We start from the raw sequence: 18,901 nt of genomic DNA, 5'->3' as shown, positions 1-18,901 counted from the left end.
CCAGACTCTTGCGGCGGAGAGACTCTGGATTGCTTCGTCGCTTGCGCTCCTCGCAATGACTGGGGGAGAGAGATGTGCCCGCAATGTCGCGGAGAGCGTGCGGGCTAACTCCGCCGCTTCGCGTTCGCTGCGATCGCCATCAGCGTGCGCTGGGCGATGGCGGCGGCGAGGGTGGACTGCTTGCGGGTGTCGAGTGCAGCGGTTGCGAGCTGCTCGATGATGCCTGCGAGCCGCGCCACGCTGAAATTGCGCAGCGCGGTTTCGACCATTGGCTTTCGTGAAAAATGCAGGCGCGGAAAGCCGCCGTCGAGCACCGCGGAAGCGGGCGTGCCGTCGGAGATCGCGAGCGCCGATTTATGCAGCCACGCTGCCTGGCGCTGCGCCGCGGAGATGATGACGCCGGGATAGGTGCCGGCGATCATGGCCTTGGCGAACTCGGTCTCGACGATGTCGGGCCGCCCGGCGAAGGCGCCGTCGACGATCGGATCGAGCTTCAGCTCGGAAGCATCGGCGACCACCGCCATCACGTCTTCGAGCGTGATCTCGCCCTTGCCATGGGCATAGAGCGTCAGCTTGCGCAGCTCGTTGCGCGAGGCCTGGCGGTCGCCGCCGAGGAACGACATCAGCGCGGCGCGCGCGTCCTGCGCGATGCGCAGATTGGCGATGCGGAGCTCGTCTTCCATCAGCTTGGCAAGGTCGCGCTCGGTGTCGGGATAGCAGCCGATCGCCACCGCCGCCTTGGCGCGCTCGCAGGCTTTGCGCAGCGGCGATTCCGGGCGCAGCTCGCCGGCCTCGATCACGATGCGGCAATCCCTCACGCCCATCTCCGCCAGCGTGTCGACGCCGCTGGCGAAGCTGCGCGAGCCGGCGCGGACCCGGATGGCGCGGCGGCCGCCGAACAGCGGCACCGTCATGGCCTCGTCGACCAGGCGCGACGGCTCGGCGGAGAGCTCGTCGCCATCGAGCTTGACCAGCGAGAAGGGATCGTTGGGATCGTCGACGGCCGATGCGATCAGCGCATCCGCGCGCTCGCGGACGAGGCCTGCGTCAGGACCGTAAAGCAGGATGATCGGTCGGCCCGCGTCGGGGCGGGCGAGGAAGGCGTCGATCTCTTTTCCGCGCAGCGCGACCATGTTGCTTGGGGTTCGTCGTTGCTTGGGGGGCGTCATTCCGGACGGTTTGGAACGACTGGAGCGATCTACGTGCCCGCGGTGAAGAACGCGGCAAGCCTGGTGTTGATGTTCTCGGCGATCTCGTTGGCGGCACGATCCTCTGCATCGCGCACCGCGCGGTTGCGGGAGAAGCGCTGGTAGGAGCCGGGCATGTCATAGGACACCCGCGAGAACGTCGTGCCGCTCATCACCGACTTGCCGGACACGACCTCGATCAGGTTGTACTGGGCGTCGATTCCCAAATTCTCGCTGGTCGGCAGTCCCGTCGTCTGGCTGACGATCAGGGACGAGCGGGAGGAGGTGAAGCGGATCTCCAGACGGTGGGTCGGCGGCATGCCCGTGGCGGTGCCGTAGAGCTTGAAAGCCAGGGCGTTGCGGACTTCCACGCCGATGCGGGCCTCGCGGGAGGCGTTGGGCTTGCTGATCGGCGGGAGCTCGACCCCCATGAGCTTGTCGCGCAGGCCGGGGGTGCCGTCGGCGTGCTCGGCATACATCGGCTGGAAGCAGCCGGCTGTCAGCGCCGCCAGTGCGGCGACTGCCAGCAGGCGGGCTGCGATGCGGATCCTAGCCGACAACATTCACGATCCTCTTGGGGACGATGATCACCTTGCGGACGGGCTTGCCGTCCAGGGCCAGTTTTACCGCATCGAGGGCCAAAACGGCAGCCTCGATTTCCGGATTCTGGGCCGCTGTTGCAACTGTGACCTCACCCCGCTTCTTGCCGTTGACCTGGACCACCAGGGTCACGCTGTCTTCGACCAGCAAATCGCGTTCGATTTGCGGCCAATTGGCCTCCGAAACCAGCCCGCTGTGGCCCAGGACCTGCCAGCACTCCTCGGCCAGATGCGGCATCATCGGGGAGAACAGCTGGACCAGGATCTGGCTTGCCTCGCGGATCGCCCAAGCCAAATCTGGGGCGAGGTCGGGGGCCGGTTGGCCCGATTGCTGGAGCACCTCCGAGAACGTATTGGCGAATTCGCGGATATGGGCGAGGCAGACGTTGAAGTGCAGCCGCTCGATCCCGGTGGTGACCTTGTCCAGCGCGCCATGGGCGGCCTTGCGCAAGGCGGTGGCGTCCGGACCGAAGCTGGCCGGCCGGGCTGCCGGCGCGCTCTTGCCGAGTTCCACGGAGTCGTTCACCAGCCGCCACAGCCGCTGCACGAACCGCGAGGCGCCCTGGACGCGCTCGTCGCTCCAGATCACGTCGCGGTCGGGCGGGGAGTCCGACAGCATGAACCAGCGGGCGACGTCGGCGCCGTAGGTCTCGATGATGTCGTCCGGGTCGACCGTGTTCTTTTTCGACTTCGACATCTTCTCGATCGCACCGATCAGGACGTCCTCGCCGGTCGCAAGAAGCGTGGCGCGGCGGCCGTTGGCGCCGGTCTCGACCGTCACCTCGACCGGCTGCACATAGGTGCCGTCGGCCTTCTGGTAGGTCTCGTGCACCACCATGCCCTGGGTGAACATGCCGGCGAACGGCTCGTCTAGTGCGATGTGCCCGGTCGCCTTCATGGCCCGGGTGAAGAAGCGGCTATAGAGCAGATGCAGGATCGCGTGCTCGACGCCGCCGATATACTGGTCGACCGGCAGCATCCGGTTGGCAACCGCGGGCGTCGTCGGCGCGTTCTCATTCCAGGGATCGGTGAAGCGCGCAAAGTACCAGGACGAATCCACGAAGGTGTCCATGGTGTCGGTTTCGCGCTGCGCTTTCCCTCCGCATTGCGGGCAGGTGACGTGCTTCCAGGTCGGGTGATGATCGAGCGCGTTGCCCGGCTTGTCGAAGGTCGCATCGTCAGGCAGCGTCACCGGCAAATCGGCGTGTGGCACCGGCACCACATCGCACTTCGGACAGTGGATGACGGGAATCGGGCAGCCCCAGTAACGCTGGCGCGAAATGCCCCAGTCGCGCAGACGGAAGTTGACCTGACGCTCGCCGACCGGCGCGTTGCCGCGCAGTTCGCTCTCCAGGCGCTTCGCCACCTCGTCCTTGGCCTGATCGATGGTCATGCCGTCGAGGAAGCGCGAATTGATCATGCGTCCGTCACCGTCATAGGCGGTGTCGGTGATGACGAATGTCTTGGGATCCTGGCCCTCGGGACACACCACCGGCGTGACACCCAGGCTGTACTTGTTGACGAAGTCGAGGTCGCGCTGGTCATGCGCGGGGCAGCCGAAGATCGCGCCGGTGCCGTATTCCATCAGCACGAAGTTGGCGACATAGACCGGCAGCTTCCAGGACGGATCGAACGGATGCACCGCGCGGATGCCGGTGTCAAAACCCTGCTTCTCGGCAGTGTCGATGATCTCCTGCGCCGTGCCGATCTTCTTGATGTCGGCGATGAACTGCGCAAGCTTCGGGTTCTTCGCGGCCGCTGCCTGCGCCAGCGGATGATCCGACGAGATCGCCATGAATTTCGCGCCGAACAGCGTGTCGGGACGCGTCGTGAAAATCTTCAGCTCGCTCTCGCCGGCAGGCGTGGTCGCCGCATCGAGCGCGAAGCGGACCAGCAGGCCTTCGGAGCGGCCGATCCAGTTGCGCTGCATCAGCCGCACCTTGTCGGGCCAGCGATCCAGTCCATCCAGCGCCGACAGCAGCTCCTGCGAGTACTTCGTGATCTTGAAGACCCACTGGCTCATTTCCCGTTGTTCGACAACGGCGCCGGAGCGCCAGCCGCGGCCGTCGATCACCTGCTCGTTGGCCAGCACGGTCATGTCGACCGGATCCCAGTTGAGCTTGCGCTTCTCGCGCTCGGCGAGGCCGGCGGCGAGCATGTCCAGGAACATCTTCTGCTGGTGCTTGTAGTAGCTGGGGTCGCAGGTCGCGAATTCCCGTGACCAGTCCAGCGACAGCCCGATCGAGCGGAGCTGCTTCTTCATCGCGGCGATGTTGTCGTAGGTCCAGGCCTTCGGCGCGACCTTGCGCTCGATGGCGGCGTTCTCGGCCGGCAGGCCGAATGCGTCCCAGCCCATCGGATGCAGCACGTTGAAGCCCTTGGCGCGCATGAAGCGGGCCAGCACGTCGCCGAGCGTGTAGTTGCGGACATGGCCGATATGGATGCGCCCGGACGGGTAGGGGAACATCTCCAGCACATAGTATTTCGGCCGCGAATCGTCGTTCCTGGAGACGAAGATCGCCTGCTGGTCCCAGGCGGCCTGCCAGCGCGGTTCGGCGTCGCGGGCGTTGTAGCGTTCGGAGGTCATGGAATCGTTGGGTTTTCGTGGGTTCGGCCGTCTAAAGACGGCGGACTAGGCCATAGAAGTCCTCAAGGGGTCAATGGGTTGCCGCAACTTGGGAACCTTCGACACCGCCCCGCATAACTACTGAGGCCGCGTTGGGGTGTGATTAAGGGGTCGATGCGAGGTTGCGGCTGGCCAGGACCCAAATGCGTGCGATGGACGACAGCTTCGATCTCGATCTCGACTATGCCGTCTCCATCGCCGGACGGGCGCTGCGAAGCATGGCCGAACAGCGGATTGCGCCGACCCCGATCAATTTTGCGGTCTGGTTCCAGTATTTCGCAGGCAGCCATGACGATCTGCGCAACGCGATCGATCTCCTGATCGACCACAATCGTCCCTTCGACAGCCGCACCAATCAGGATCTGTTCGAGACCTACGTCGCGCCCCAGGTCAGCGCCATCGTCCTCGACACCTCCGAGCGGCTGCACGCTCTCATGGGCGCGGCGAAGGAGTTTCTGGCGACCGCGATCGCCGACAACCACTCCCAGATGGAGGCGATCAGCGAGGTCGCCGACCAGGGCAAGGCCGGCGTCGATCCGAAGGCGCTGGTCGCCCAGCTCATGAACGAGCTCGCCCGCGCCGCCGCCCGCGCGACGCGGCTCGAGGCAGGCTTTGCGGAGAAGACCCGCGAGCTCGACGTCATCAGAGACTCGCTCTCGAAGTCCGAGGAGCGGGCCCGGACCGACACGCTGACCGGCCTCGCGAACCGGCGGGCACTCGATGAATTCCTGCGCAAGGCGCAGGCTACGGCGGATTGGGGCGAGCCGCTTAGCGTGCTGATGCTCGACATCGACCACTTCAAGACCTTCAACGACAGTTTCGGCCACGGCGTCGGCGACCAGGTGCTGCGCCTGATGGCGAAGGTGTTGCGCGAAAAGGTGCGCGAGCAGGACCTGTCGGCCCGCTACGGCGGCGAGGAGCTGATCGCGGTGCTGCCGGCTGCCGATCTGGCCGCCTGTGCCGAGATCGCCGAGCGCATCCGGCATGCGATCGCCGAATGCACGATCACGCGCCGCTCGACCGGCGAGGTCCTGCCCGGCATCAGCGTGTCGATCGGCGTGGCGCAGTACCGGACGGGCGAAGCGATCACGGATCTGATCGAGCGCTGTGACCGCGCGCTCTATCTTGCCAAGAGCGGCGGCCGCAATCGCGTGGTGACGGAGCGCGAGCTCGATCGTGCCGGGGCTGCGGGCTAAAGCGTTTTCGAGCGAAGTGGATACCGGTTCGCGTAGAGAAAACGCGTCAAAGCAAGAGTCGAGAGCCCCGTTCCGAAGTCATTTGAACGCAATCGGCTCTGGCGATCAGCCCGCCAGCATCATGTCTGCCGCACCGTTCTCGATCGCCTGCACGCCGTGCTCGACGACGTTGTTGCGGCCGCGGTGTTTTGCGGCGTAGAGCGCGGCGTCGGCGGCTTCGATCAGATCGCCGGGGCGCAAGCTCTCGTTGGGCTTCGCCGCGGCGACGCCGATCGAGACGGTGACGATCATGTGGGCGGAGGTGATGTGCGGCAGGCACAGCTTCAGCACGGCCGCGCGCGCCAGCTCGCCGATTTCGACGGCGCGGGCCACGTCGGTGTTCGGCAGTAGCAGGCAGAATTCCTCGCCGCCATAGCGCGCCGCGAAGCCCATCGTGTCGGCGGCGATGCCGGACAGCGACTCGCCGAGCCTGGTCAGGCAGGAATCGCCTTCGAGATGGCCATAGGTGTCGTTGAACAGCTTGAAGTGGTCGACGTCGATCATCAGGAGCGCGAGCTCGCTGCCGTATTGCTGGGCGCGCATCCATTCGAAGTCGAGCCGGCTCTGGAAGCCGCGGCGGTTGGCAAGACCGGACAGCATGTCGATCGAGGCCATCACCGTGAGCCGGTCGTTGCTCGCGATCAGCTCGCGCTCGCGCTGGCTGAGCTGCGCGGCCATCGCGTTGAAGGCGCGGGCCAGCGGCACGAACTCGGCCGGCAGACGGTTGCGCGCCGCGCGCGCCGACAGATTGCCCTCGCCGAGACGCTTGGCCATGTCGGCCAGCATCTGGATCGGCTTGATCACCAGTTTCTCGGCGGCGATCAGCGCGCCGAGCAGGACGAACAGGACGACGAAAGCGAGCTGGAGATAGGCCGTGCGGATGTCGCGGCTCACGGCCGCGGACACCTTGTCCTCGTCGATGCTGGCGATCAGGCGCGCATTGGTCCCGGCGATGCGGATATAGCTGACCGCGCGGCGGGAGCCGTCGGCGGCGAGGAAAGAGAGCGAGCCTTCGTCCTGGTCCGACCGCAGCGCCTTGTCGGCGATCGCGGACATCAGCGGCAAGTTGTCGAGCGGACGGCCGATCGCGCTGTGCTGGTCGGCGGGCGCCGCAAGCACGGTGCCGGTGCTGTCGACGAGCACGGCGGTGATGCCGGGACGGCCACCGAGATTGCTCATGACCTTCGACATCCAGTCGAGGTTGACGGTGGCGAGGACCACGGCATCCGCCACGCCGCTGAACGCGGATACCGGGTAGACCGCCATCACGGTCGGTGACGGCACCGGCCGCGACAGGATGAAGTCGCTCAGCACGAAACGGCCGGTTTCCTGCGCCTGCTGGAAGTAAGGCCGGTCACTGAGGTCGAGGCCGACATACATGTTGTTGGTGGCGCACTGGATGCGTCCGTCCTGGCCGGCGATCAGAAGCGTGCGGATCCAGGGAAGATTCGACGGCAGGCTGGCGCGCAGCACGTCACAGCTCTTGCTGATGCCGCCGGCCGACGCCCGGATGAAGGCTTCCGATTTCAGGATGGTCTCGACCGACGAGATCACCTCGCGCTGCGCGTCCGCGCTGTGTCTTGCGACGGTAGTGAATTCAGCCGCGGCCTGCGCGATCTGCCGCGTGCGCGTGGTTTCGAGCGAACGGATGCGCTCGAACATCAAGGGCGCCACCAGAATCACCGCGAGCAACGCAAGCCGCGCCCGGATTCCGAGAACTTGCTTGAGTTTCGCTCGTTTGCGGTTGAAACTGACGTTTGCCATCTTCGCGACCCACCCCATGGGCCAAGGTAAAGCGAAGGGTTCAAAAACTCTTTCTTGAACTCGGTAAAATTGGAACTAGGCCCGCAACAATCAGTGCCGATGCGACATCATGACTGAACCCAACGCCGCGCCGGTAACCGGCCATTCACCAAACGCGCTCGCCGCGGTCGAAGCCGAAATCGCGCGCGCCTGCAGGGACGCGCGGCGCGAACGTGCGTCCGTCACGCTGATCGCGGTGTCGAAGACATTCGCCGCGGATGCGATTACACCGGTCATCGACGCCGGGCAGCGCGTATTCGGCGAGAATCGCGTGCAGGAAGCCAAGGGCAAGTGGCCCGCGTTAACGTCTGTTTACCCGGACATCGCGCTGCATCTGATCGGCCCGCTGCAATCCAACAAGGCGAAAGAGGCGGTCGCGCTGTTCGATGCCATCCATTCGGTCGACCGCCCGAGCATTTGCCAGGCGTTAGCCAAGGAAATCGAATCCCAGAACAAGCACCCGGAGCTGTTCGTCCAGATCAACGTCGGCGAGGAGCCGCAGAAGGCCGGCATCGCTCCCGGCGAGGCCGATGCCTTCATCGCGAGCTGCCGCGACACCTACGGGCTGACGATCTCGGGCCTGATGTGCATCCCGCCGGTCGACGAGCCGCCGGCGGCGCATTTTGCACTCACCGCCAAGATCGCCGCGCGAAACGGGTTGAACAAGCTCTCGATGGGCATGAGCGCGGATTACGCGACTGCCATCATGTTAGGTGCCACCCATGTCCGCGTGGGCAGTGCGATCTTCGGGCACAGGTGAGAGCCGTCATCGACGGCAGAGAGCCATACTGACTCTCGAATTCGTCATTGCTTCGCTGCGCTCGCAACGACGGCGGTGATTAGTCGAACCCCACCGACACCTTCCCCAGCACGCCGAAATCCACCGCGAATTGGTCGCCGGCCTGGATCGGCAGCGGCGGATGGCACGTGCCCGTTGTCACCACCTCCCCTGCCCGCAAGGTGATGCCGAGGCCACGCAGCTCGTTGGCAAGCCAGGCAAGTGCACCACGGGGGTCGCCGAGCACGTTCCTGCCGTGACCGAGATAGCGCTGGCCGCGCAGCGTGATCTGCGGCCGCTCCTCGACGAGGTCCATGGCGCGCCAGTTCGCGGTCGTCGCAGCGCCCAGCACGAACAGATGCGCGCAGGCATTGTCGGCGATGAGCTGCGCCTCGCCGGCGCCGGCGAAATCGACAAAGCGCGAATCGGGAATCTCGATCGCCGGATGGAAGCTGCCGACGGCGGCGAGGACCTCGTCCACGCCATAGGGCGCGGACCGGGGTGGCAGGTCGCGGCCCATGCGGAAGGCGAATTCCGGTTCGCCGACGCGCATCGCGTTGCCCTTCATCGAGGCCGTGCCGCCATCGGCGATCACGGTGTCGCTCATGATGCGGCCGGCCAGCGGTCCGGCGACGTTGATGTGCTTCTGTCCAGACTCGCTCGTTGCCGCGATCTTCCAGCCGAACAATTGTCCGAGCGATTGCGTTTCGAGCGCGGCCTGGATGGCATAACCGTCAGCGCGGCTATGCGGCCGCAACCGCGGCTCCAGCGCGTCGAACTTGGTGCCGTCGCGCCAATGTTTGACCAGCAGATGCGAAGCGGCGGCGATCTGATCCTTGTCCAGCATGCGTCCTCACCCGATGATGATTCTTGTTTTTGGTCCCAGCCGCCGCAGCAATTGCAGCATCGCCGCCTTCGTCATCGAGACGCAGCCCGCGGTCGGGCCGAAATTGTCGCGGGCCAGATGCAGGAACACCGCGCTGCCGCGGCCGGCGATGCGCGGCCTCGTGTTGTGGTCGATTTCGATGATGAAGTCATAGAGATGGTCGGCCCGCTTGAGACGGTCGCCGCCCTGCCCTTCGCCGAGCCGGATCCCCTGATTGTAGTGGCGGTCCATGGGGTCCTCGCACCAGGCGTCCTCGCCGGTGATGATCCGGGCCGGCAAAAACGTCTGCGGGCGACTGTGCCGGTCGCCCCGCCACCACAATTGCCTGGGACGGAAGCTGCCCCTCGGGGTGCCGCCATCGCCCTCGCGTTTGTTCGCCAGAATGCCGCCCCGCCCCAGCGCGACCGGAATGGTCAGCGCCCCCACGGTCAGCCAGCCCCGGCGCGGATTCCCCGCTGCAGGCTTAACGCGGATCGCAGATAATGGCCCGGCACGTCTGGGCATGGTGTAACTAGCTGAAGCGACTTTGCTTTTCATGTAAACATGCGATGTCGAATTCATTACAGGACATTCATCAGACCGCCCTGTTATTCTGGGTTAGAGTGGTTCTGGCTTGTGAATCGGTAACAGCCCACTACTTCAACACGAACAACAATAATAACGGCGACCCCCTAAACTTCCCTCGCGGCTGGGTGCAGCATTGGATGCGCGCCGAGCCGGCCCCAAAAGGATGACCCCCTATGGCCAATGCCCGCAAGATCCTGATCGTGGATGACGATACCGATCTGCGCGATACGTTGGTGGAGCAATTATCGCTGCACGAAGAATTTGAAGCCTCCGCCGTCGATACCGGCGCCAAGGGCGCGAGCGCCGCGAAGGCCAATGCCCCCGATCTCGTCCTGATGGATGTTGGCCTGCCCGATACTGACGGCCGTGAGGTTGTCCGTTCGCTGCGCAAGGGCGGCTTCAAGGCCCCGATCATCATGCTCACCGGGCATGATACCGATTCCGACACGATTTTGGGGCTGGAATCCGGCGCCAACGACTATGTCGCAAAGCCCTTCCGCTTTGCCGTGCTGCTGGCTCGCATCCGGGCCCAGCTCCGCCAGCACGAGGCCAGCGAGGACGCGGTGTTCTCGGTCGGCCCCTACTCCTTCCGTCCCGGCTCCAAGATGCTGACCGCCGCCAACGCGCGCAAGGTCCGGCTGACCGAGAAGGAAACCGCCATCCTCCGTTTCCTCTACCGGGCCGGCCAGATGCCGGTCTCGCGCGAGACCCTGCTCCAGGAGGTCTGGGGCTACAATTCCGGCGTCACCACCCACACGCTGGAAACCCACATCTACCGCCTCCGCCAGAAGATCGAGAAGGACGCCGCCAACCCGGAGATCCTGGTCACGGAAGCCGGTGGCTACAAGCTGGTGCCGTGATACGCTTCAGGGGCATGCGAATCGTTTTAGATTGCGTGCCCTCGAGCCTCGGACCTGAATGTCAATCGACGACGATGTAGCGCTTCTCGAGCGTGTCCCGACACTGCGCCTGTTGGGAGAGGCTTCGTTGCGCATGCTGGCAATCGGCTCCGAGCAGCGCGACTTCGTCCGCGGCGACATCCTGTTCAATCTCGGTGACGACGCCGATGCCGGCTTCGTGGTCCAGCGCGGCGCTTTCCGGGTTGACGATGGCGCCGGCGCGGAGATGATCGCTGGTCCCGGTGCGCTGATCGGCGAGCTTGCGCTGGTGGTGCCGATGAAGCGGCCGTCGAGCGCGATCGCGATCGAGCACGCCTCCGTCATCCGCGTCGCGCGCAGCCTGTTCCAGCGCGTGCTCGAGAGCGACCCTGCCGCCGCGGTGCGCCTGCGCGACGAATTCGCGGTCCGCTCCAGCCAGATCGCCAGCGATATCCTGATGGCGGGTGCGAAGCTGACGTCCTGAGCGGGTGACCGGCCTGCCGAAATCACACCTCCAGCGTCACCGTCACCGGCACATGGTCCGACGGACGCTCCCAGCTGCGCGCGTCGCGCAGGATGTTGAAATCACTGACCGCGTCCTTCAGCGCACGCGAGACCCAGATGTGGTCGAGCCTGCGGCCGCGGTCGCCGACGGTCCAGTCGGCGGAGCGGTAGCTCCACCACGTGTAGACCTTCTCCGACATCGGGATGCGATCGCGCGCAACGTCGACCCACTCGCCGGCTTCGAGCGCCGCCTTGAGCTTCTCGGTTTCGATCGGCGTGTGCGAGACCACTTTCAGAAGCTGCTTGTGCGACCACACATCGTTCTCGTGCGGGGCGACGTTGAGATCGCCAACCAGGATGTGCCGGTCCTCGCCGCGCGGATGCAGCGGCTCGCACGCCTTCATCTCGTCGAGGAAGCGGAGCTTGTGGTCGAATTTCTCGTTCAGCGCGGGATCGGGAATGTCGCCGCCGGCGGGAACGTAGAAATTATGCAGCACCAGCGGCTTTGCGATGCCGGCCTGCGCCCCGAAGGACACGGAGATGTGGCGCGAATCCACCTTGTCGCAGAAGGTGCGGATGTCCTTCGATTCGAACGGAATCTTCGAGACGATGGCGACGCCGTGATAGCCCTTCTGCCCGTTCAGCGCGACGTGCTCATAGCCGAGCCGCTTGAAGCGCTTCAGCGGAAAGGCATCGTCGATGCATTTGGTCTCCTGGAGGCACAGCACGTCCGGCCGTGCGCTCTTCAGAAACTTCGCGACCAGTTCGATGCGCAGTCGCACCGAATTGATGTTCCAGCTTGTCAGGGAAAGACGCATGAGGAGTGCGTCTTAGCAAGCCATCGTAGGGTGGGCAAAGGCGCAAAGCGACGTGCCCACCGTCTTTTCCGGGGCTGGATTGAATGATGAGCACGCTTCGCTTTGCCCACCCTGCGGCACCTATCCCGGCGACGGGACGCTGTAATTTGTGAAGTCGATCTTGAACATGTTGGGATCGAGCTTCTTGCTGGTGTCGAGATTATAGACCGCAAAAGTGGTGTCGTAGCCCTGCGGGTCGGTCACGGTCCATTGCTTGAGCTGGCCGTCCTTGGCGCCGAGCATGAGCAGCAGTCGGCTGGTGCCGACGACCGCCTGCCTCTCCTCGATGGTGACGCTGATGAAGAGATCGTCCGCCGTCACGTTGACGACGTTGGTGTCCTTCATGAGGTCGATCCGGTCCGACAGCAGGAAGCGTAACGGCGTCTGCGACAGCGGATAGACGTCTTGCGTCGCCAGCTTGCGGTCGCGCACCACGACCGACGATCCGTCGGCGACGATGTCGATCGGGCTCGGCGCATCATACTCGACGCGCATCTTGCCGGGCTTCTGAATGTAGAAGTCGCCTTGCGTCTTGCTGCCGTCGGGACCGACCTGGACGAAATTCCCGACCAGCGTCGAGACCGAGGACAGATAGGCGCTGACCTTGGCAGCCTGCGCCTTCTGGTTGGCATCGAAGGTCTGGAAGATGCTGCTCGGCACGTTGCGGCGTGGATCCGGGATCACCGGGTTCGGCGGCGTCTGGGTCGCCCCGGTAATCGATGGCCCCCCCGAGGGCGGAGCATTGTCGCGGCCCTTCGGCGCGGGCTTCGGCACGGGAACGTTCTGCGCGAACGATGCCGTGGTCACCATCGCGGCGGCGACGAGAAGCACGCCGGCCACGCGCGCGCTTCGCGCGGCGATGGTGGCAGCGAATCGTATGTCCGGAGGTCTGATCAACGCGTCGTCCTGTATGGCTGGGCGCCCTTTTACCGTGGTTTCGGGCAAAAGCAGATATCGATTTTGTGTGAGATCACGTTTTGAGGCCGTTCGCCTCACATGTGGCTGTCTTCTTCCTCGACCAGAATCTCGCGCTTGCCGGCGTGGTTGGCGGGTCCGACGATGCCTTCCAGTTCCATGCGTTCCATCAGCGATGCGGCGCGGTTGTAGCCGATCTGCAGGCGGCGCTGGATGTAGCTGGTCGAGGCCTTTCGGTCGCGTTTGACGATCGCAACGGCCTGCTGGAATAGATCGCCGCCGCCATCCGCGCCCATACCGCTGGCGTCGAACACGGCGCCACCATCCTCGTCCTCGGTCGGCTCTTCGGCGGTGACAGCTTCGAGATATTCCGGCTGGCCCTGCGTCTTGAGGTGACGCACCACCTTCTCGACTTCCTCGTCCGACGCGAACGGGCCGTGCACGCGGCTGATGCGGCCGCCGCCGGCCATGTAGAGCATGTCGCCCTGGCCGAGCAGCTGCTCGGCGCCCATCTCGCCGAGAATGGTGCGGCTGTCGATCTTGGAGGTGACCTGAAAGGCGATGCGGGTCGGAAAGTTCGCCTTGATGGTGCCGGTGATGACGTCGACCGACGGACGCTGCGTCGCGAGGATCACGTGCAGGCCGGCGGCGCGCGCCATCTGCGCGAGACGCTGCACCGCGCCTTCGATGTCCTTGCCGGCGACCATCATCAGGTCGGCCATTTCGTCGACGATGATGACGATGTAGGGCAGCGGGTCGAGCGAGAGCTTTTCTTCCTCGTAGATCGCCTTGCCGGTCTCCTTGTCGAAGCCGGTGTGCACCGTGCGCGTCGGCTCCTCGCCCTTTGCCTTCAATTCGAGCAGGCGCGTGTTGTAGCCGTCGATGTTGCGCACGCCGAGCTTGGCCATGTTCTTGTAGCGCTCTTCCATCTCGCGCACGGCCCATTTTAGCGCGACAACCGCCTTCTTCGGGTCGGTCACGACGGGCGTGAGCAGATGGGGAATGCCGTCATAGACGGAGAGTTCGAGCATCTTCGGATCGACCATGATCAGTCGGCACTGGTCGGGCCGCAGCCGGTAGACCAGGCTGAGGATCATGGTGTTGATGGCGACCGACTTGCCGGAGCCGGTGGTACCGGCGATCAGCATGTGCGGTGTGCGCGCGAGGTCGATGATGACGGGGTCGCCGCCGATGGTCTTGCCGAGGCAGAGCGGCAGCTTCGCAACCGTGTCGACGGTCTCCTTGGCGACCAGAAGCTCGCGCAGATACACCTTCTCGCGATGCGCGTTCGGCAGCTCGATGCCGATGGCGTTGCGGCCGGGCACGACGGCGACGCGCGCCGACAGCGCGCTCATCGAGCGGGCGATGTCGTCGGAAAGTCCGATCACGCGCGATGATTTGATGCCGGGCGCCGGCTCCAGCTCGTACAGCGTGACCACGGGACCCGGATTGGCCTTCACGATCTCGCCGCGCACGCCGAAGTCCTGGAGCACGCCTTCGAGCGAGCGCGAATTGGCTTCCAGCTCGGCCTTGCTGAGCGGCTGGCGATCGCCGGCCTTCGGCGCGGCCAGCACGGAGACGGACGGAAGCTCGAACTTGTCGGAGGATTTCCTGGAAGCGGCCTTCGGTGCAGCCTTCTTGCGCGGGGCGCGCGCGGCCGGCTCCTCCTCCTCCTCGTCCTCGTCTTCGGGCTCGTCCTCGTCATCCTCGTTTGCGGACTGCGGCGAGATTGGCGGTGCTGTGCGGCCGCTGCCGCCGAGATTTGGCTCCTGGCGGCTGAACGAAACGGCCCTGGTCTTCGGCCCGCTTGAGACCAGCGAGCGGTAAGCGGCGCCAAGCAGCCAGATCAGCCGCGCCTTGGTGCTCATCAACGCGTGGAACAGCCAGCCCAGCGACACCGAGCCGCGGTCGCTCTCCTCGTCCTCGTCGAGCGGCTTGTCGTCGTCCTCGATCTCCGTGAGGTGGTCGTCATGCGCGCGTGCGCCAAGGCCGCAGGCCATCAGGAAGGTCGCGGCCATCGCGGCGAACAGGATCGCGCCCAGCACCATGCGGTAGATCGTGCCCGGCGGCCCGAAAATCACCGCGGGCGCGCGCACCAGCGCGTCGCCGACGACACCGCCGAGGCCGGTCGGCAGCGGCCAGGCGCCGCCATGCGGCCAGCAGCTGACGAAGCCTGCCGCGATCACCGTGCAGAGAATCCACGAACCGATCCGCAGCGCCTCGCGATCGAACGGCCGATGGGTCAGCATGCGCCAGCCCCAGACCGCGACCGTCAGCACCAGCATGATCGCGCCGAGTCCGAGGATCTGCATCGCGAGGTCGGCGCCGATCGCGCCGGCATAGCCGAGAATGTTGCGGATCGGGCGCGAGGTCGCGTGGCTGAGGCTGGGATCCTGCACCGACCAGGTCATCAGCGCAGCCGAGGCGATGCCCGACAGCACGATCAGGCCGAGACCCGCGAGCTCGCGCGCGCGCCGCGCCAGCCCCTCGCGGATCGACGCCGGCAGATGGCCGACCAGTGGAATGACTCGTTCGATTGCCGACATGCTCATGGGCCCGCCTAACCCAGAGTCTCGACCAGCCGGTGCAGCGCCTGCGCCGTGGTCTCGCCATCCTGCACCAGCGCGAGGCGAATGTAGCCTGCGCCGGGATTGAAGCCGTCGGGCTGGAGCCGCGCCAGATAGCTGCCGGGCACCACGCGCACGCCTGCTTCCGTGAAGAGTTTCAGACACACCGACACGTCGTCGCCGAGCTCTGACGTGTTGAGCCAGACGCAGAAGCCGGCGTCGGGCCGGCGATAGCCGTAACGATTGCCGATGATCTGGTCGGCGAGATCGAACTTGATCCGGTAGAGCCTGCGGTTCTCCTCGACATGCGCCTCGTCGCCATAGGCGACGGTTGCGACATGCTGGAGCGGCACCGGCACCTGCGGCGCAGCGATGTTGCGCAGCTCGAGAAACATTCCGATGAATCTCTTGTCGCCGGCGGCGAAGCCGACCCGCAGGCCGGGCAGGTTGGAGCGCTTCGACAGCGACTGGAACGCAACCACGCGCGTGAAGTCGGGGCCGGCGCATTCCAGCGCGCTGCCCGGTGCCTCGCGGGTGTAGATCTCGGAATAGCACTCGTCGCTGAGGATCACGAAGCCGTAGCGGTCGGCGAGCTGCTTCAACCGCCGGAAATAGTCGGGCTTGGCGACCGAGCCCTGCGGATTGGCAGGCGAGGCCAGATAGAACGCCACCGTGCGCGCCAGGGTCGCCTCGTCGATGGCGTCGAGATCGGGCAGGAAGCCGTTCTCGGCCGTGGTCGGCAGATAGACCGGCTCGCAGCCGGCTGCGCCGGCGCCGGCGCCATAGACCGGATAGAACGGGTTCGGCATCAGGATGGCGGGCTTGCCGGGGCGCGGGCCGACGTAGCGGACCGCCGCGATCGCGGCGAGGAACAGCCCCTCGCGGCTGCCATTGAGGACGAGAATCTCGTTCTCGGGGTCGAGCGGCCGCGGCAGCTTGAAGCGCGACGACAGCCAGGCGCAGGCGGCCTTGCGGAACGGGTCCGTGCCCTTGTTCGCGGGGTAACGGCCGAAATCGGCGATGTGCTTGGCAAGGACCGGGCCGACGAAGTCAGGCACGGGATGCTGCGGCTCGCCGACGGCGAGGCTAATCAAGGGCTTACCCGGCTGATGGGGGGCCAGCAGCTCGTTCAGCCGGACGAAGGGAGAGCGTTCGCTATCGGAGCTTCCACCTTCCAGCGGCGCACGGGATGAAGCGATCATAGCCATTCTGGACGCCAGCACTCTTGGAACAGCCGGTCGCACCAAGGCGCCGGCGGGAAGCGGTTCAGTTCACCATAGATAGGGCGAGGTTAAGACGCGATTAACCATCGGTCGCCGGCTCCGTCCAGAGCAGGAATAATGAGGCCGGATAACAACGGGATGCGCGGCTGTTCCAACCTCCCCCGCTTGCGGGAGAGGGAGCACACCGTTTTCCGGGCTCGATTCGACCTTCAGTGCCCCGGCAGCTTCTCGAATGTCGCCATGCCGGCGGGGATCGCGTGAAACTCCTGCTTGTCGCAGGTGTAGATCGCCATCTGCGGATGGAACTGCGCGGGCTCGTCCAGGGTGCCGACCTTCACGATCGCGGCGGGCAGGCCTGGAACCTTGGTGACCAGATGGGTGCCGCACTCGGCGCAGAACTCGCGCGTCACTGCGCGCTCGAGGTCCTTGCGCGTGAACTGCTTGGGTTGTCCGGTGATGTAGCTGAAACTCGCCGCCGGCATCGCGATGAAGGTGTTGGGCGCCCCGCCCGAGATGTACTGGCACTCGCGGCAATGACACTGCGCCTGCATCATCGGATCGCCCTCGGCGACATAGCGCACTTCACCGCAATAGCATCCGCCTTCCAAACGCATGACGACCTCCCGATTGTTGTTCTTGTGGTCGATATTTCTGCGCCGTCGGGGCGGAATGGCAATCCTTTTCTTTTGCGCCCGTTCCAAAAAGAAAGGGGCTCCAACTTGCGCTGGAGCCCCTCAACGGTCGGGACATTGCCGGGTATGTGCCCCAAACCGTAGTTGTGGGTGCGACCCCCGAGGAGGCCGCGCCCGGGAGGAGACTTACATGTTGTAGGCGCGCTCGGTGTGCTCGGTGATGTCGAGGCCCTCACGCTCGGTCTCGACATTGGCGCGGAGGCCAACGATCACATCGACGACCTTGTAGAGGATCGCCGAACCGACGCCCGACCACACCAGCGTGGTGCAGACGGCCTCGATCTGGGAGATCATCTGCGCCGTGAAGTCGTAATCGGCAACCTTCGGCGGGATCGCGGTGTAGTCGATGATGCCCGCGCCGCCGAGAGCCGGGTTGACCAGGATGCCGGTGCCGAGGGCGCCGATGATGCCGCCGACGCAGTGCACGCCGAACACATCGAGGGAGTCATCGTAGCCGAGCGCGTTCTTCACGACGGTGCAGAAGAACAGGCAGACCACGCCGACAACGAGGCCGAGGACGATCGCACCCATCACGCCGGAGAAGCCGGCGGCAGGCGTGACGGCCACGAGGCCCGCGACTGCGCCGGAGATGACGCCGAGTACCGACGGATGACCCTTGATGATCCACTCCGCGAACATCCACGACAGCGCGGCGGCTGCGGTGGCGACGAAGGAGTTGGTCATGGCGAGGGCTGCGCCGCCGTTGGCTTCGAGGTTGGAGCCGGCGTTGAAGCCGAACCAGCCGACCCAGAGCAGCGAGGCGCCGATCATCGACATGGTCAGCGAGTGCGGAGCCATCAGCTCCTTGCCGTAGCCGGTGCGCTTGCCGATCAGGAGAGCGCCGACGAGACCTGCGATGCCGGCGTTGATGTGCACCACCGTGCCGCCCGCGAAGTCGATCGCGCCCTTCTTGAAGATCCAGCCGGCGTCGGCGTTGATCTCGTCGAGCTTGGCCTGCGCCGCGGTCTTCGCTGCAGCGTCAGTGGCAGCAGCCAGAGCCTTGGCAGCGTCCTGGATCATGTCCGGGCCGGGCCAGTACCAGACCATGTGCGCGATCGGGAAGTAGATCAGCGTGACCCAGAGCGGGATGAAGAGAGCGATCGCCGAGAACTTCATGCGCTCGGCGAAGGCGCCGACGATGAGGGCGGGCGTGATCGCCGCGAAGGTCATCTGGAAGCACATGTAGATGAGCTCCGAGATGTTGGCGTCGACCGAGAAGGTCGCAGCCTTCGAATCGGTGGTGACGCCCATCATGAAGGCCTTGGAGAAGCCGCCGATGAAGTCGGAGCCGCCGGTGAAGGCGAGGCTGTAGCCGTACACGGCCCAGATCACGGTGACGACGCAGACGGTGTAGAACACCTGCATCAGGACGGAGAGCATGTTCTTGGAACGGACGAGGCCGCCGTAGAACAGCGCGAGGCCGGGGATCGTCATCAACAGCACGAGCACTGTCGATGTCAGCATCCAGGCGTTGTCTCCCTTGTTGACCGTTGGCTCGGCATAGGCTGCGGTCGCAGCGAACAGGCCGACTGCGAGAGCCGCCAATCCCGCGCCATAGGGACGCTTGAACGTCATTTTATTCAC

16 protein-coding genes are annotated in these 18,901 nt (G+C 65.2%); 4 read left to right on the top strand and 12 right to left on the bottom strand.

Annotation, left to right across the window (positions count from 1 at the left end; translation table 11 throughout):
• Positions 1–104: 104 nt before the first annotated feature.
• The 3 genes from holA to leuS form a co-directional block, all read right to left on the bottom strand.
• Positions 105–1,133, bottom strand: coding sequence for a DNA polymerase III subunit delta (gene holA / locus OC450_RS20745; protein ID WP_211383760.1), 1,029 nt, complete (start codon positions 1,131–1,133; stop codon positions 105–107).
• Positions 1,134–1,198: 65 nt separating this feature from the next.
• Complete coding sequence (gene lptE, locus OC450_RS20740) at positions 1,199–1,750, bottom strand: LPS assembly lipoprotein LptE (RefSeq protein WP_211383759.1); 552 nt, start codon at positions 1,748–1,750, stop codon at positions 1,199–1,201.
• Complete coding sequence (gene leuS, locus OC450_RS20735; RefSeq protein WP_262048559.1) at positions 1,737–4,373, bottom strand: leucine--tRNA ligase; 2,637 nt, start codon at positions 4,371–4,373, stop codon at positions 1,737–1,739. Before leuS ends, lptE begins: the two co-directional genes overlap by 14 nt.
• 257 nt (positions 4,374–4,630) lie before the next feature.
• Between leuS and OC450_RS20730 the strand changes: the two genes are divergently transcribed.
• A complete protein-coding gene (locus OC450_RS20730; RefSeq protein ID WP_410050520.1) occupies positions 4,631–5,608 on the top strand; it encodes a GGDEF domain-containing protein in 978 nt (325 codons plus the stop codon).
• A gap of 105 nt (positions 5,609–5,713) precedes the next feature.
• Here OC450_RS20730 and OC450_RS20725 read toward each other — a convergent pair whose 3' ends face one another.
• On the bottom strand, positions 5,714–7,411 hold the full coding sequence (locus OC450_RS20725; RefSeq protein WP_211383756.1) for a diguanylate cyclase domain-containing protein: 1,698 nt from the start codon (positions 7,409–7,411) through the stop codon (positions 5,714–5,716).
• Positions 7,412–7,520: 109 nt separating this feature from the next.
• Between OC450_RS20725 and OC450_RS20720 the strand changes: the two genes are divergently transcribed.
• Positions 7,521–8,210, top strand: a complete 690-nt coding sequence (locus OC450_RS20720; RefSeq protein WP_256807465.1) for a YggS family pyridoxal phosphate-dependent enzyme — start codon at positions 7,521–7,523, stop codon at positions 8,208–8,210.
• 79 nt (positions 8,211–8,289) lie between these two features.
• Here OC450_RS20720 and OC450_RS20715 read toward each other — a convergent pair whose 3' ends face one another.
• Together OC450_RS20715 and OC450_RS20710 are read right to left on the bottom strand one after the other, a co-directional pair.
• Positions 8,290–9,075 (bottom strand): 2-keto-4-pentenoate hydratase, encoded by a 786-nt coding sequence (locus OC450_RS20715; RefSeq protein ID WP_211383754.1) that lies wholly within the window; start codon positions 9,073–9,075, stop codon positions 8,290–8,292.
• A gap of 6 nt (positions 9,076–9,081) precedes the next feature.
• Positions 9,082–9,651, bottom strand: a complete 570-nt coding sequence (locus tag OC450_RS20710) for a L,D-transpeptidase (RefSeq protein ID WP_211384210.1) — start codon at positions 9,649–9,651, stop codon at positions 9,082–9,084.
• A gap of 203 nt (positions 9,652–9,854) precedes the next feature.
• Here OC450_RS20710 and OC450_RS20705 point away from each other — a divergent pair, with 203 nt between their 5' ends.
• Both OC450_RS20705 and OC450_RS20700 read left to right on the top strand, forming a co-directional pair.
• Complete coding sequence (locus OC450_RS20705; protein ID WP_007598630.1) at positions 9,855–10,541, top strand: response regulator transcription factor; 687 nt, start codon at positions 9,855–9,857, stop codon at positions 10,539–10,541.
• 58 nt (positions 10,542–10,599) lie between these two features.
• Positions 10,600–11,043, top strand: coding sequence for a cyclic nucleotide-binding domain-containing protein (locus OC450_RS20700; protein WP_211383753.1), 444 nt, complete (start codon positions 10,600–10,602; stop codon positions 11,041–11,043).
• A 22-nt stretch (positions 11,044–11,065) separates the two neighbouring features.
• On the opposite strand, the gene xth is transcribed toward OC450_RS20700, so the two are convergent.
• From xth to OC450_RS20670, 6 genes are all read right to left on the bottom strand, one after another.
• Positions 11,066–11,881, bottom strand: coding sequence for an exodeoxyribonuclease III (xth, locus tag OC450_RS20695; protein WP_211383752.1), 816 nt, complete (start codon positions 11,879–11,881; stop codon positions 11,066–11,068).
• 120 nt (positions 11,882–12,001) lie between these two features.
• Entirely contained in the window at positions 12,002–12,760 is a 759-nt protein-coding gene (locus OC450_RS20690) for an outer membrane lipoprotein carrier protein LolA (RefSeq protein WP_211383751.1), read from the bottom strand.
• 152 nt (positions 12,761–12,912) lie between these two features.
• Positions 12,913–15,387, bottom strand: coding sequence for a DNA translocase FtsK (locus tag OC450_RS20685; protein ID WP_262048558.1), 2,475 nt, complete (start codon positions 15,385–15,387; stop codon positions 12,913–12,915).
• 8 nt (positions 15,388–15,395) lie between these two features.
• Entirely contained in the window at positions 15,396–16,610 is a 1,215-nt protein-coding gene (locus OC450_RS20680; RefSeq protein ID WP_262048557.1) for an aminotransferase class I/II-fold pyridoxal phosphate-dependent enzyme, read from the bottom strand.
• Between the two features lie 224 nt (positions 16,611–16,834).
• The gene (locus OC450_RS20675) at positions 16,835–17,239 is read right to left on the bottom strand and encodes a GFA family protein (RefSeq protein ID WP_211383748.1); all 405 of its coding nucleotides are present in this window, start codon (positions 17,237–17,239) and stop codon (positions 16,835–16,837) included.
• Positions 17,240–17,443: 204 nt separating this feature from the next.
• A complete protein-coding gene (locus OC450_RS20670; protein ID WP_211383747.1) occupies positions 17,444–18,892 on the bottom strand; it encodes an ammonium transporter in 1,449 nt (482 codons plus the stop codon).
• Positions 18,893–18,901 lie beyond the last annotated feature (9 nt).

Source organism: Bradyrhizobium sp. Bra78 (genome assembly GCF_024519855.1).
In the GTDB taxonomy this organism is placed as follows: Bacteria; Pseudomonadota; Alphaproteobacteria; order Rhizobiales; family Xanthobacteraceae; genus Bradyrhizobium; species Bradyrhizobium japonicum_G.
This window is presented reverse-complemented; position numbering and strand designations above follow the sequence as displayed.

What these genes read in the sequence shown, in the direction of transcription:
- holA (WP_211383760.1), bottom strand. Translation starts at nt 1,133, where the DNA reads ATGGTCGCGCTGCGCGGAAAAGAGATCGACGCCTTCCTCGCCCGCCCC.
- lptE (WP_211383759.1), bottom strand. Translation starts at nt 1,750, where the DNA reads ATGTTGTCGGCTAGGATCCGCATCGCAGCCCGCCTGCTGGCAGTCGCC.
- leuS (WP_262048559.1), bottom strand. Translation starts at nt 4,373, where the DNA reads ATGACCTCCGAACGCTACAACGCCCGCGACGCCGAACCGCGCTGGCAG.
- OC450_RS20730 (WP_410050520.1), top strand. Translation starts at nt 4,631, where the DNA reads ATGGCCGAACAGCGGATTGCGCCGACCCCGATCAATTTTGCGGTCTGG.
- OC450_RS20725 (WP_211383756.1), bottom strand. Translation starts at nt 7,411, where the DNA reads ATGGCAAACGTCAGTTTCAACCGCAAACGAGCGAAACTCAAGCAAGTT.
- OC450_RS20720 (WP_256807465.1), top strand. Translation starts at nt 7,521, where the DNA reads ATGACTGAACCCAACGCCGCGCCGGTAACCGGCCATTCACCAAACGCG.
- OC450_RS20715 (WP_211383754.1), bottom strand. Translation starts at nt 9,075, where the DNA reads ATGCTGGACAAGGATCAGATCGCCGCCGCTTCGCATCTGCTGGTCAAA.
- OC450_RS20710 (WP_211384210.1), bottom strand. Translation starts at nt 9,651, where the DNA reads ATGAAAAGCAAAGTCGCTTCAGCTAGTTACACCATGCCCAGACGTGCC.
- OC450_RS20705 (WP_007598630.1), top strand. Translation starts at nt 9,855, where the DNA reads ATGGCCAATGCCCGCAAGATCCTGATCGTGGATGACGATACCGATCTG.
- OC450_RS20700 (WP_211383753.1), top strand. Translation starts at nt 10,600, where the DNA reads ATGTCAATCGACGACGATGTAGCGCTTCTCGAGCGTGTCCCGACACTG.
- xth (WP_211383752.1), bottom strand. Translation starts at nt 11,881, where the DNA reads ATGCGTCTTTCCCTGACAAGCTGGAACATCAATTCGGTGCGACTGCGC.
- OC450_RS20685 (WP_262048558.1), bottom strand. Translation starts at nt 15,387, where the DNA reads ATGAGCATGTCGGCAATCGAACGAGTCATTCCACTGGTCGGCCATCTG.
- OC450_RS20680 (WP_262048557.1), bottom strand. Translation starts at nt 16,610, where the DNA reads ATGGCTATGATCGCTTCATCCCGTGCGCCGCTGGAAGGTGGAAGCTCC.
- OC450_RS20675 (WP_211383748.1), bottom strand. Translation starts at nt 17,239, where the DNA reads ATGCGTTTGGAAGGCGGATGCTATTGCGGTGAAGTGCGCTATGTCGCC.
- OC450_RS20670 (WP_211383747.1), bottom strand. Translation starts at nt 18,892, where the DNA reads ATGACGTTCAAGCGTCCCTATGGCGCGGGATTGGCGGCTCTCGCAGTC.